At 63.8% G+C, this 13,654-nt stretch carries 10 protein-coding genes; 4 read left to right on the top strand and 6 right to left on the bottom strand.

From position 1 onward, the window contains the following. On the top strand, window positions 1-546 hold the full coding sequence (locus tag AC1D05_RS09485) for a DUF924 family protein (RefSeq protein ID WP_477440317.1): 546 nt from the start codon (window positions 1-3) through the stop codon (window positions 544-546). A gap of 35 nt (window positions 547-581) precedes the next feature. Here the strand turns inward: AC1D05_RS09485 and folK are convergent, their stop codons facing one another. Genes folK through folP form a run of 3 tightly spaced genes read right to left on the bottom strand, consistent with a single transcriptional unit; the run spans window position 582 to window position 2,292 of the window. Next, window positions 582-1,094 carry a 2-amino-4-hydroxy-6-hydroxymethyldihydropteridine diphosphokinase gene (gene folK / locus AC1D05_RS09480; protein WP_477440315.1) on the bottom strand — a complete coding sequence of 171 codons (513 nt, stop codon included), beginning with the start codon at window positions 1,092-1,094 and terminating at the stop codon, window positions 582-584. Beyond that, complete coding sequence (gene folB, locus AC1D05_RS09475; protein WP_027044656.1) at window positions 1,078-1,437, bottom strand: dihydroneopterin aldolase; 360 nt, start codon at window positions 1,435-1,437, stop codon at window positions 1,078-1,080. Before folB ends, folK begins: the two co-directional genes overlap by 17 nt. Window positions 1,438-1,440: 3 nt before the next feature. Beyond that, window positions 1,441-2,292, bottom strand: a complete 852-nt coding sequence (folP, locus tag AC1D05_RS09470; protein WP_477440313.1) for a dihydropteroate synthase — start codon at window positions 2,290-2,292, stop codon at window positions 1,441-1,443. A 100-nt stretch (window positions 2,293-2,392) separates the two neighbouring features. On the opposite strand from folP, the gene AC1D05_RS09465 reads away from it, so the two are divergent. Together AC1D05_RS09465 and AC1D05_RS09460 are read left to right on the top strand one after the other, a co-directional pair. Further along, window positions 2,393-3,016, top strand: coding sequence for a DUF922 domain-containing Zn-dependent protease (locus AC1D05_RS09465; protein WP_477440311.1), 624 nt, complete (start codon window positions 2,393-2,395; stop codon window positions 3,014-3,016). Window positions 3,017-3,247: 231 nt separating this feature from the next. Continuing rightward, window positions 3,248-4,717, top strand: coding sequence for an MDR family MFS transporter (locus AC1D05_RS09460; RefSeq protein WP_477440309.1), 1,470 nt, complete (start codon window positions 3,248-3,250; stop codon window positions 4,715-4,717). 110 nt (window positions 4,718-4,827) lie between these two features. Here AC1D05_RS09460 and AC1D05_RS09455 read toward each other — a convergent pair whose 3' ends face one another. The 3 genes from AC1D05_RS09455 to AC1D05_RS09445 form a co-directional block, all read right to left on the bottom strand. After that, window positions 4,828-5,859 carry an NAD(P)/FAD-dependent oxidoreductase gene (locus tag AC1D05_RS09455; RefSeq protein WP_477440307.1) on the bottom strand — a complete coding sequence of 344 codons (1,032 nt, stop codon included), beginning with the start codon at window positions 5,857-5,859 and terminating at the stop codon, window positions 4,828-4,830. A gap of 98 nt (window positions 5,860-5,957) precedes the next feature. Then, complete coding sequence (locus AC1D05_RS09450; RefSeq protein ID WP_027044661.1) at window positions 5,958-6,278, bottom strand: 2Fe-2S iron-sulfur cluster-binding protein; 321 nt, start codon at window positions 6,276-6,278, stop codon at window positions 5,958-5,960. A gap of 97 nt (window positions 6,279-6,375) precedes the next feature. Then, on the bottom strand, window positions 6,376-6,744 hold the full coding sequence (locus AC1D05_RS09445; RefSeq protein WP_172228633.1) for an Hpt domain-containing protein: 369 nt from the start codon (window positions 6,742-6,744) through the stop codon (window positions 6,376-6,378). Between the two features lie 271 nt (window positions 6,745-7,015). On the opposite strand from AC1D05_RS09445, the gene AC1D05_RS09440 reads away from it, so the two are divergent. Beyond that, window positions 7,016-13,609, top strand: a complete 6,594-nt coding sequence (locus tag AC1D05_RS09440) for a kinesin (protein ID WP_477440305.1) — start codon at window positions 7,016-7,018, stop codon at window positions 13,607-13,609. Window positions 13,610-13,654: the final 45 nt, after the last annotated feature.

The raw sequence follows: 13,654 nt of genomic DNA, 5'->3' as shown, positions 1-13,654 counted from the left end.
ATGGAATTGGACAGCCGGGCCCTGTCGGTCACCAAATTCTGGCGTGACGCCGGCGAGGATGCATGGTTCGAGAAGAACGAGGCTTTCGATGCCGGTTTCCGCAACCGCTTTCTCGAACTGCACTATGCCGCCGCGCGGCGCGAATGCGACGACTGGTCAGGCCATGCCGAAGGTTCGCTGGCGCTGATGATCCTGCTCGACCAGTTTCCGCGCAATTGCTTTCGCGGCACGGGCCATATGTACGCGACCGACCCGCTGGCGAAGCATTTCGCTGAAAAAGCGGTCAAGGCCGGGCATGACCTGGCGCTGGAACCGGAAGTCCGCGTGTTCCTGTACCTGCCGTTTGAGCATGCGGAAAATCTTGCCGATCAGGACATTTCGGTCGAGCTGCACACCGCTAGGGCCGCGTTCAACCTGAAATACGCACTGGAGCATCGCGACATCATCCAGCGCTTCGGCCGCTTTCCGCATCGGAACAAAATGCTTGGCCGCGAGACGACGCCGGAGGAGCAGGCATTCCTCGACGAAGGCGGCTTCTCAGGCTGATTGCTACGACGACCGGCGACCACCCAGTAGAGCGCTCAGGTCAGCCACCAATCCCGGCCGGACGTCAGACGTTCGATGCCTGATGTCTCGACCCCAGCCAATCGCTCCGATACGCTTCGCCCGCCGACGGCAAGATCCGGCGCGATCTCAGCCAGCGGCGCCAGCACGAAGGCGCGCTCCAGCATGCGCGGATGCGGCACCTCCAGCCCGGTTTCGTGGATGACGCGGTCGCCGAACACCAGAATGTCGATATCGATCAGGCGCGGCCCCCAGCGCTCCTCGCGCACCCGCTTCAGCTTCCGCTCGGCGTCGAGGCAGAGGTCGAGCAGCGCCCGCGGCGAGAGCCGGGTCGACAATTCAGCGGCCGCGTTGAGGAAATCCGGCTGATCGAGCTTGCCCCAGGGCGGCGTGCGATAGAGCGAGGAGACGGCGGTGACGCGCGTATCCGCATCGGCGTCGAGAATGCGCAGTGCCGCCGCCATCGAGGCAGCCGGATCGCCCAGATTGCCGCCGAGGCTGAGGTAGACGGTGTTATTCGGGCCAGACAACGGTCACCTCGACATAATCGAGCACGCCGGGCACCGGCGCGTTCGGCTTGCGCACGGTGATTTCGGCCCTCTTTATCTGCGGAAACCGCTCCGTCAGCGCCTTTGCCACTTCCATTGCCAGGGCCTCGATCAGGAAGCGCCGCTCGCCGGTGATGATCTTCTCGATCACCGTAAAGGCAATGCCGTAGTTGACGGTCTCCTCGATGGCGTCGTCGACAAGCGCGCGTCCGGGTTCGACCGACAGCACCGCGTCGACATAGAAACGCTGGCCGAGCGCCTCCTCTTCGTCGAGCACGCCATGCCGGGCAAAGAAGGCGCAGTTCTTCAGGCGGATGACATACATGGCTCAGCGTCCCGATACAGCGATTTCACGCGCCAGCATAGCATCCGCCACGGCCAGCGCGTCCACGTTGATTGCGACATCATGGACGCGAAACAGATGCGCGCCCTTGAGCCTGAGAATGACGCTGGTCGCCGCCGTCCCGGCAGCCCGGTCGGCCGCATCACGGCCGGTGACGATGCCGATGAAGCGTTTTCGCGAGGTGCCTGCCATCAGCGGAAAGCCGAGCGCATGGAGCTCGGAAAACCGCGCCATCAGATCGAGATTTTCCTGCGCCGTCTCCTTGGCGAAGCCGAAGCCGGGATCGAGCACGATGCGATCGTCCGTGACGCCGTTGCGACGCGCGATCTCCAGCGATCTTTCCAGGAACACAAACTGGTCGGCGATCACGTCGGGCAGTTTCTCACGGTCCCGTCCGGTATGCATGATGACGAGCCCGGCGCCGGTTTCGGCCGCGACCCGCGCAATGTCGAGCTCGCGCTGCAGACCCCAGACATCGTTGACGATATGTGCGCCGGCAGCTACTGCAAGCCGCGCGGTCTCAGAACGATAGGTGTCGACCGAAATCAGCACCTCATTGGCGCTCGCCAGCGCCTCGATCACCGGCAGGATACGCGCCTGTTCCTCGCTGGCCGATATGGCGGCGGCGCCCGGCCGGGTCGATTCTCCGCCGACATCGATGATGCCAGCCCCTTCCCCGACCATACGGCGCGCCTGTGCCAGTGCCGCTTCGGGCGCATCAAACAGCCCGCCGTCGGAAAAACTGTCGGGGGTGACGTTGAGGATGCCGACGACCACGGCCTTGCCGCCAAGGTCGAGATGGCGTCCATGCGCCAGCTGCCATCGCGTTGCCGTCATTGCTCATCTACCATGGGGCTCATCAACGATGTGTGATCCGCAAAGGATCAATTCCGTTGCGCCGGCAACGGCCGTAAAGCAAGGTGGTGGAAGAGGCAATATGATGAAACGATCCCTGCTTTGCGCACTGCTGCTTGCCGTGACCGCCGTCCCGGCGGGCGCGGCCAATCTGGTGAAAACATACAGCTATTTTTCCATTGGCGGCAGCACGCTCGAAGACATCGAGAAGCAGCTCTCCATACACGGACCGCAGGTCAAAAGCACGGGCTCGCGCCACCCCGGCGCCACCCAGATGGCCTTCACCACCCGTATCAGCTACGCAAAACAGGCTGGCTCCTGCCGGATCGCCGACGCGGTTGTGACCGTCAAGGTCAAGGTGATCCTTCCGGAATGGCGCCGCCCGCGCAAGGCGGACCCGGATGTGAAGCTGTTCTGGGATACGCTGGCTGCCGACATCAAGCGCCACGAAGAACGCCATGTCGAGATCGCCAAGAACCATGGCCGCCAGTTGGAAGACGCGCTGAAGGCGACCTATCCGCAGAAGGATTGCGGTGCGGCCAAGGCCAAGGCGGCCGAGATCACCGCCGCCATTCTCGCCAGCCACGACCGCGCCCAGGTGCAGTTCGATCGCGTCGAAAGCGTCAATTTCGAAAGCCGTATCCTGCGGCTCATGCGCTATCGAATCCAGCGCATCGAGAACGGTCAGTTGCCGCCACCGGCCTGAATTTCGTCGGCGTCCTCAATGGCGCCGATGCAAGCCAACCGGGCTGAAGCGTAGTGCCAGCTTCGAAAAATTTTCGAACGGCAGTCGAAATCGGCCTATACGGAACGACATATCACAGGTTGGCAGGACACAACCCTCGAGGCACGGGCACCACGACCGATCGCGCGGCGGACACACCAGGCAAGCCCAATCGGTGACCCGGACAGCGCGCAAAGCACATGGACAAAGACTATGGACCAGGCTGCCGACAAGCAGACCATGGCGGCTGCCGCCACACCACTGACCGAAAGCGAGAAGAACGCCATCATCGGCGGCGTTCTCCTGTCGATGCTGCTGGCCGCACTTGACCAGACCATCGTCGCGCCTGCCATGCCGACCATCGGGCGCTCGCTCGGCCATGCCGAATACCTGCCATGGATCGTCACCGGCTACCTCCTGACCGCAACCGCCGTGGCGCCGCTCTACGGCAAGATTTCCGATGTCTATGGCCGTCGGCCGACCGTCTATGCGGCAATCCTTATCTTTCTCGCCGGATCGCTGGTCAGCGCAATGGCTCCCAACATGTTCGTCCTTGTCCTGGGACGCGCCATCCAGGGTGCCGGTGGCGGCGGCCTTTTTGCCCTGACGCAGACGGTGGTCGGGGACCTTGTTCCGCCGCGCGAGCGGGCGCGCTATGCGGCGTGGTTCTCCGGTACGTGGGCCGTCGCCAGCGTCGCCGGGCCGCTGCTGGGCGGCACCTTCGCGCAACATCTGCACTGGTCGCTGATTTTCTGGATCAATATCCCGCTGGGCTTCCTTGCGATGGCGATCATCAACAAGCCACTCAAGAAGCTGCCGATCGCCGCCAAGAACCACAGCATCGATGGTCTTGGCGCGTTGCTTCTGATTGTGGCCACGGCCCTGCTGCTGCTGGCGCTGAACTGGGGCGGCAGCGCCTACCCCTGGTTATCGCCGGAAGTCATTGGTGTCCTGGCCTGCTCCGCCCTTTTCTGGGGCGCCTTTGCCCTGCGCTTGATGCGAGCCGCCGAACCGCTCATCTCGCTCGAGGTGCTGGGCAATCCGATCGTCCTGGCCGGCACTCTGTCGATGTTCCTGTTCCAGGCCTCCAGCGTCGGCCTTGCCGTCTATCTGCAGTCGATCCTTGGCCTGACGGCCAGCCAATCGGGCATTGCGATGCTTGGCCTTCTGCTTGGAACCGTGGGCGGCGCCGCTTCCAGCGGCCGCCTGATACCGCGCTTCACCCATTACAAGCGCATCGCGATGACCGGCGTCATCTTCGCCTCCCTGTGCATGGGCCTGCTGGCCTTTGTCGCCGGCCATGCAACGCTGCTTGTTGTCGAAGTGCTGACCATCTGCATCGGATTGGGGACCGGGACGACATTTCCCGTAACCACCGTCTCCGTGCAGAACGCCGTCGACCGCATGCACCTCGGCGTAGCAACGGGCGTGCTGACCTTCCTGCGTTCGCTGGGCAGTGCGTTGGGAGTCGCGATTCTTGGCGCCGTCGCTCTGGGCTTTGGGCTGCCGCTGGCCGGCGAAGGCGTGCAGATAGCTGGACACGTCGTATCAGTCCAACCCTTCATGATGATCTTTCTCGTCGCGGCCGCCACTTTGGTGCTGGGGCTCATCACGCTGACGCTGATGCCCGAGAAAGAGCTTCGCGGCCATGTCGACAATCCGGCGCCGATCCTGGCGGAGTAACCGGCACCGATCCTGGCGGAGTAAATGGAGCAATTCCAGGAAAAGTGTAAAACGGTTTTCCCGGGAAAAGCGCATGGCGCTTTCCCTTGGGAATTGCATCCGAAAAAGCTCTAGCCGGAGACGCCGAGCTTCTTCTGCAGACTTGTCGACGAGGTCGTGTACTGGAACACGATCCGTTCGCCGGGGCTGATGATGCGCTTGGCGGCCTGCGCCATCAGCGCCACTTCATGGAAGCCCGACAGGATCAGCTTCAGCTTGCCTGGATACCAGTTGATATCGCCGACCGCGAAAATGCCAGGCACCGACGTCTGGAACTTCTCGGTGTCGACCGGGATCAGGTTCTCATGGAGATTGAGCCCCCATTCCGCGATCGGCCCGAGCTTCATGGTCAGGCCGAAGAACGGCAGCATGCGCGTGCATGGCACTTCGATATCGCCGTCCGGACCGCCCTTGATCGTGGCCGATGACAACTGGCCATTAGCCCCGGTGAGACCGGTCACCTGGCCGACCTTGAACCCCAGTTGCTTCATCTCCTGCATGGCATACATCTTGTTGACGCTGTCGGGAGCCGCGCGGAATTCAGGGCGCCGATGGACCAGCGTCACGCTCTTTGCCACCGGCTGCAGGTTCAGCGTCCAGTCGAGCGCCGAGTCGCCGCCGCCGACAATGATGATGTCGTGGCCGCGAAAATCCTCCATCCGGCGCACCGAATAGAAGACGCTCTTGCCTTCATAGGGCTCGATGCCCGGGATCGGCGGCCGCTTCGGCTGGAACGAGCCGCCGCCAGCGGCGATCACCACCACCTTGGCCTCGAACACCTCGTTCTCGTCGGTGGTGACGCGAAAGCTGCCATCCTCCAGCTTCTCGAGGCTGGAGACCATGCGATTGTAGGTGAAGTCGGGCTTGAACGGGTGGATCTGCTCGAGCAATTTGTCGACCAGCCCTTGCGCCGAGATCGAAGGCCAGCCGGGAATGTCGTAGATCGGCTTCTCCGGATAGAGTTCCGCGCATTGGCCGCCCGGCCGGTCGAGGATGTCGATCAGGTGGCACTTCATGTCGAACAGGCCAAGCTCGAACACGGCGAACAGGCCGACGGGCCCTGCCCCGACAATGAGAACGTCCGTCTTGATTGTTTCGGTCATGCGATGTGTCCCCTTGGGAATGGGGCGAGACTGCATGAGCCGTGGCCTGCTGCCAAGCAGCAAGTGCCAAAGAAATTGGAACGTGGGCCGAAGGCGCCTTAGCCCTGGCGCTCCGGCACCCGCACCACCAGGCCATCGAGCGCGTCGCGCACCTTGATCTGGCAGGACAGCCGCGAGTTCGGCTGCACGTCGTAGGCGAAGTCCAGCATGTCCTCTTCCATCGCTTCCGGCTCGCCGACTTCCGCCGTCCACGCCTCGTCGACATAGACGTGGCAGGTCGCGCAGGCGCAAGCACCGCCGCACTCCGCCTCGATCCCCGGCACGGCGTTGCGGATGGCGTTTTCCATGACCGTCGAGCCGTTTTCGGCATCCATGTCAAAATGTGTGCCGTCATGGGCGATGAAGGTCAGTTTGGTCATTTGTCACCTGAGAGTTTCCGCCGAGATAATCACTCCGGCAGACAAGTCAACTGCCGCGCGAAAGCGCCGCTCCGTGACGTTTTTCCACAAACCGGGATCAGCGATTGATGGCGGCGATAAAATCGCGCACTTCGTCGATCAGCTTGCCAAGCCGTTTGAGTGTCTGGTTGTCTTCCGGTCGCCGCTCGATCTCGGTCGCGCAATCGGCGATGGCGAAGGCGCCGACGCCGCGAGCCGACCCTTTCAATCCATGCGCCAGCAGAAGCCTGTCCTTGATGTCGGCATCGACTATTTTGTCGCGCACCGACAGCGCCTGCTGTACAAACAGCGCCAGCACTTCCTGCTCAAGGGCGCGGTCGCCCATCGTTTGCCGGGCAAGGTGTGCCAAATCGACCGGTCGGGACTGCCTGGTTCCCGATACGTCGCCCCCGGGCATTGAGAAGGCAATGCCGCTTTCGCCACGCATGAACTCGAACTCCGTTTCTTCGGTCGCCCGAAAAACTAGGCGAATCCAATGGACAACGGGTTAATGAATGGCCGGGAAAAATGTTGCGAAAGCGGCGCCCAAATCACGCTTCCGTTAACCTTATATTTAAAGTTTTACGTATCTCGCGGAATGCATGTTTTCTTTACCCCCCTGTGTCATTACGATACGAGGGTCCATTTTCAGCCTCCTGCGCGGGGGTACGACAACGACAATTATAAGCCCGCGGCAGCTAGTACAGGGTAGCGAAGGCATGGCAAAGAAACCAACGACGACGACGAGAAATCTCGACAGCGACGTGGCCAGGGAACTGGAAAAAGCGCTCGATCTCGACCTCAGCAGCGATGTCGGCAGCGGCGACCTCGATATCGCGGCTTCGATGGAAGATCTGGAAGCGCAGATATCCCAGGCCGCCGACGAACTGGCACGCGAGGGACGCAACCAGAAGCCGGCGCCCGCCGCCAATCAGGCTCCTGTTGCCAATCAGGCCGCAAAGGCCAAGCCCGCCGAGTTGCGTCCCGTTGAGACACGCAATGGCAATGGCACGCAGCCGACGGGCTTTGCGCCGGCGAATGACGATCGTCAGAAGGACTACAAGACGCTTCTGCACAGCCTGAACAGGCGCGCCTCCAACACCGTCTACTGGATCATTGCCTTTGTCTCGCTCGCCTGGATCGCGGGCGCCGGCGGGCTGGCCAACCTGCTGTTCGGACCGAGCATCTGGCGGATCCGCACGCTCGACCAGTTCCTGGCCCGTCCCGAGCTGATTGGCATCGCCGTCGCGGCGATCGTGCCGATCATCCTGTTCTGGGCCTTCGCGGCCATGATTCGCCGCGCCCAGGACATGCGCCTTGCCGCACAGTCGATGACGGAAGTGGCCTTCCGCCTGACCGAGCCGGAAAACATGGCGCAGGACCGCGTCATGATGATCGGCCAGGCCGTTCGCCGCGAGGTGGCGGCCATGGGCGAAGGCATCGAACGCACGCTCGCCCGCGCCGTGGAACTGGAAACGCTGGTCCACAGCGAAGTCAACCAGATCGAGCGCTCCTATTCTGAAAACGAAACCCGCATCCGTTCGCTCGTCGACGGGCTGGGCAGCGAGCGCGAGGCGGTCGTCACCCATGCGGAGCGCGTCCGCGCCTCGATTTCGGGTGCGCATGAGACGCTCCGAGATGAAATCGGCGCTGCCAGCGACATCATCCGCGACTCGATCCTCAACGCATCGACCAAGCTGTCGATGACGATCACCAACTCCGGCGACACGCTGATCGACCGCATCAACGAAAGCTCGATGTCGATCTTCGATTCCGTGGAAGGCCGGCTTGATAACATCACCGACAGGCTGTCGACCTCTGGCGAGGCCTTCGCCAGCCTTCTCGACACGCGCATTGCCAAGCTGACGGACACGACGGACGGCCTGACCCGGTCGCTGACCGATCTGCTCGACGATCGCACCACCGGCATGGTGTCGCTGCTTGGCGGCGCCGCGCGCACCCTCAATTCGGAATTCGAAGCCAGCCTCAACGGCATCGAGCGCACGCTGGCCGAACGCGGCCAGGCGCTGATCAGCGAGTTCCAGACCCGCGCCGAGGCGCTGGACACCGGCACCCAGAAGCTCAACGCCGCGCTCGAGGCCCGCGCCCGCCAGATCAATGAAACGCTGGTCGAGCGCGCCCGCGAAATCGCCCACACCTTCGCCGAGAGCAAGGATACGCTGGCCGCGATGATCGATCAGGGTAAGACCCAGATCGGCGCCGATATGGCCGACATCGTCACCTCGACATCGAGCATGCTCGAAGCTCGCGCCAGCGACTTCGCCGGGCGCATGGAAGCGGCGCGTCATGTCGTCTCGCGTTCCTTCGACAGCGACATCCAGCGGCTTGCCGACGCCCGCGTCGGCATCGAGGAAGCCGTCGAAAACCACAGCCGCAAACTGTCCGAAAGCCGCGAGCGCATGGCCGAAGCCATGCAGGCGGATCTGGCGAAATTCGCCGAGGGTCGCGCCGGCATCGATGCCGCGGTGACCAACCAGGTGCAGAAGCTGGCCGAAGGCCGCACCCTGATCGCGCGCGCCCTCGAAGAGGATCTGCGCAAGGTCAACGAATCGCGCGCTGCCATCGATGCGTCGCTCGGCAGCCATCTCGAAAGGCTCGAAGAAGGCCGCAACCGGCTCTCGCTGGCTCTCAACGAAGACTCCGGAAAACTCGTGCAAGCCCGTACGATCATTGATGAAATGGTCGCCGATCATGTGGGAAAGCTCGCCGAAGGTCGCAACATCCTGTCGCGCGCCTTGGAAGCAGATCTCGGCAAATTGTCCGACAGCCGCGCCAGCATCGACGGTCTGGTCGCCGGCCAGGTCGAGAAGATCGCCGAAGGCCGCGCGGTGCTCGCCCAGGCCTTGGAAAACGACATCGCCGGCATCAAGAGCCTGATCGAGGCGCATTCGACAAAGCTGGTGGAAGACCGCGGCCATCTCGGCCGTTCGCTCGAGAACGACCTCTCGGGCATCAGGGGCCTGCTTGACGATCATTCGGTCAAGCTTGCCAACGACCGCAGCCTGCTGTCGCAGACGCTCGAAGCCGATCTTGCCAAGCTGGCCGAAAGCCGCTCGAGCATCGACGGCCTCGTCGCCGGTCAGGTCGAGAAGCTGGCCGAGGGCCGCGACATTCTCAAGCGCGCGCTGGAATCGGACCTCAACACCATCAAGGGCGTAATCTCGAGCCAGTCGGAAAGGCTGGCGGAGGACCGCGGACAGCTGTCGCGGGTCCTGGAAGCCGACCTGCAGAATGTGAACAGTGTGATCGCCGACCACATGAACAGGCTGGTTCAGGATCGTTCGACCTTGTCGAAGGCCCTCGAGGACGACCTCGCCAAGCTGGCCGACAGCCGTTCCAGCATCGACGGTCTGGTCGCCGGTCAGGTCGAGAAGCTGTCGGAAGGCCGCGACATTCTCAAGCGCGCCCTGGAAGCCGACCTCCACACGATCAAGAACACTGTTGCCGACCAGTCTCAGAGACTGGTCGACGATCGCGCCCAGTTCGCTCGGGCGCTCGAAGCCGATCTCGAAAGCGTCAACAGCCTCGTCAGCAGCCATGGCGAAAAGTTGGTGCAGGACCGGTCGACGCTGTCCAAGGCGTTGGAAGACGATCTGGCTAAACTGGCCGAGAGCCGGTCCAGCATTGACGGGCTGGTTTCGGGCCAGGTCGAGAAGCTCGCCGAAGGCCGAGATATCCTCAAGCGGGCTCTGGAAACCGACCTCAACACAATCAGAGGTGCGGTTAACGACCAGTCGCAGAAGCTTGTCGATGACCGCGCGCAGTTCGCGCGAGCTCTGGAAGCCGACCTTGAGAGCGTCAGCGGCCTGGTCAACAGCCATGCAGACAGGCTGATCCAGGATCGTTCTACTCTGTCGAGAGCCCTCGAGGACGATATTGCCAAGCTGGCCGAAAGCCGTTCGAGCATTGACGGCCTGGTTGCCGGCCAGGTCGAGAAACTCGCCGAAGGACGCGACGTTCTCAAACGCGCCCTCGAAGCCGATCTGGCCAAGCTGGCCGAAAGCCGCTCCAGCATCGACGGTCTGGTCGCCGGCCAGGTCGAGAAGCTCGCCGAAGGCCGCGACATTCTCAAGCGCGCGCTGGAATCGGACCTCAACACCATCAGGGGTGTCATATCGAGCCAGTCGGAAAAGCTGGTGGAGGATCGCGGGCAGCTTTCGCGGGTGCTGGAGGCCGACCTGCAGAAGCTGACCGAAAGCCGCGGTGAGATCGACGGCATCATCGCCGGCCATGTCGGCAAGCTGGCCGAAGGCCGCAATATGCTCACCCGCGCGCTGGAAGACGATCTCGGCAAGCTTTCCGAGACCCGCAAGGATGTCGATCGCTCGCTGTCCGGCCACATCGACCAGATCGCGGCCCGGAGCACCGACATTTCGGCCGCGATCGCCGCCGATGTGGACAAGATCGAGCAGGCGTTCAGCCGTCAGACCGGCATCATCGAGGAACGCGCCGGAACCATGGAGCGTGCGCTCTCGACCGGCGTCGACAATGTTCGGAGCGTGCTTGAGAAGAGCGCGGTGTTCGTTGCCGGCGCCTTGCGCGAAAAGGTCCTGGAAGTCACCAGCACGTTGCATGAGCAAGCTGGTGCGGCCTTCAGCGACGCCGACCGCAAGATCGCCGAGCGCGCCGAGCAGACGTCCGCCGCCCTGCTTGCACGGGCCGAAGACATCGCCCGCACGTTCGAGGAGGCCGATCGTCGCCTCCACGCCCGTGCGGAAGATACATCTAACGCCTTGCTGGCCCGTGCCGACGACACCTCCAGCTCGCTGCTGGCCCGTGCCCATGAAGCCGCCGACCAGCTGGCCGCCCGCGCCGGCGAGATCGCCGGCACCTTCGACGTGGCGGACCAGAAGCTTGCCGCCCGCGCCCAGGCAACAACCGATCAGTTGGCCGCCCGGGCTCAGGACACCGCTGATCATCTGGCTGCCCGTGCAAACGAGATTGCGGGGGCCTTTGATGCGGCCGACCAGAAGCTGGTTGCCCGCGCCGTCGAGACGGCACAGTCGCTGGCCGCCCGCGCCGGCGACATCCTGCGCAACTTCGAAAGCGCCGACCAGCGGCTCGGCGTGCGCATCGGCGAATCCGCCGAGGCGCTGGCCGCCCGCGCATCGGACCTCGGCCGCATCTTCGATGCCGCCGACCAGCAACTGGTTTCACGCATCGCGGAAGGCTCGGACGCGCTGTCCAACCGTGCTTCGGAAATCGGCCGCATCTTCGACGATGCCGACCAGCGCCTGGTCTCGCGCATCGCCGACAGCACGTCGACGATCGGCGAACATGCGCAGACCATCGTCGGTGCTTTCGCCAGCACCGAGCAGAGGGTTGCCGACCGTGCGCGCCAGACCGGCCAGGAGATGGCCGTGCACGCCCGCGAAATCGAGCAGGCACTTGCCGGCGCCGACGAGCGTCTTGCATCGAGCGCGGCGGCCGCGGCCGCCCGTGTCGAGGAGCAGATCACCAGCGTCGAGAACCGGCTCGCCAACACCACGGAGGCAATGGGCCAGAGGCTCAACGAGCAGGTGTCAACCGCCGAGGCGCAGCTTGTTTCGCGTGCCAATGTGATCGCAGAGACCTTCACCGCGGTTGGCCAGCATATCGGCCAGAGCACCAACGATGCCGCCAAGACGATCGGCGCCAACACCCGCGAACTCAACACCATGCTCGCGGCGCGGTCGGCCGAAATGTCCAAAATCCTCGACGAGACCGCGCGGCCTCTGGTCGAGCGCTTCGCCCAGGGCGGCTCAGAACTGCAGAAGAGCATGGAAGAGGTCACCGAACGCGCCACCGAGAAGCTGCGCAGCGAGAATGCTGCCCTGGTCAACGCGCTCGCCAGCCGCACCGCCGAGACCTTGTCGGCGGTCGAAGGCGCCCGCTCGTCGCTGTCCGACAGCGTTGCCGATCTGATCGGCCGCATGACCACGTCCAGCTCGCAGCTCGGTCAGCTGATCGAGCAGGCCGCGGTCAACCTCGGCCAGGTCGACGAACGCCTGAGCGGCAGCACGCAAAGCTTCGCGGCGACCACCGAAAAGGCGGCGCAGACCTTCGCCAGCTCAGCGCGCCTGGTCGATTCGAACACCACGAGGCTGACGGAACTGTCATCGTCGACCTTGCGCGAAGTGGCCTCGATCGCCACCAAGTTCGATGAACACAGCCGTCTGCTGGCCAGCGCCTCGGATCTGTTGAGCTCGGCCCAGAGCAACCTCGAGCACACGCTGGAAAGGCAGTCGTCGCTTGAAGACCTCGCCGTCGGCCTGGTCAAGAAGTCGGAAGATCTCGAAAGGGTCATGCGCTCGTTCGAAAATCTCGTCGGCCAGACGCTGCAGAACGCCGAAGGCAAGACGATGGAGTCGGCCGACAAGATCCGCAACGCCATCACCGACGTCGTCGATTCGGCGACCAAGCGCTTCGCCGATGCCACCGATGAGATGCGGCGCACCGCGAGCTCGATCAAGAGCGAACTCGACCTCACCCGCGCCGAGCTCAAGAAAGGCGTCATCGAGATGCCGGAAGAGGCAAAGGAATCGACCTCTGCCATCCGCCGCGCGGTCTCCGAGCAGATCAACGCCCTGAAGGAGCTTTCGGACATCGTTGCCAAGTCCGGTCGCGGTGGCGGCGATACCGCGGAGCCACGCAATCTGCGCCCGGCACCGCAAGCCCCGGCGGCACGTCCCGCCGAGCCGCCGCGTCGTGCGCCCGCGCCGCAGCCGGAGCTTCGCACACCCCAGGCGCCGCTGGGCGGCACCGCGCTGCGAGGCACGCTCGATCTCGAGCGTCCGGCCGAGGCGGCACCGCGCCAGCGTCCTGACGCCAACGCCCGCACGCCGCAAGGCGGCTGGGTGCGTGACCTGCTGACCGCGGCGTCGAACGACGCGGAGCTCAGGCCGGCAGCACCGCCTTCGGCGCCTGCTGAAGCACCGCGCGCGGCCCCTGCCCAGCGCTCGCCGCTGCATGTCGTGGAATCGCTGAACTCGCTCTCCGTCGACATCGCGCGGGCCATCGACCACGACGCTTCGATCGAGTTGTGGAACCGCTATCGGCGCGGCGAGCGGGACGTCTTCACGCGCCGGCTTTACACGCTGAAGGGCCAGCAGACATTCGACGAAATCCGCCGCAAGTATCAGGGCGAGGCCGAGTTCCGCGCCGCCGTCGACCGTTACTGCGACGACTTCGAGAAGCTGCTCAAGGATGTCTCGCGCAACGACCGCGACAACATCATGGCACAGACCTACCTGACGTCGGACACCGGCAAGGTCTACACCATGCTGGCCCACGCCAGCGGCCGCCTGCACTAAGCCAGGATGGAACAGGCGGGGCCATGGCCCGGCCTGTTCCAAACC

The organism is Mesorhizobium sp. P2_E9, assembly GCF_056403815.1.
This window is presented reverse-complemented; position numbering and strand designations above follow the sequence as displayed.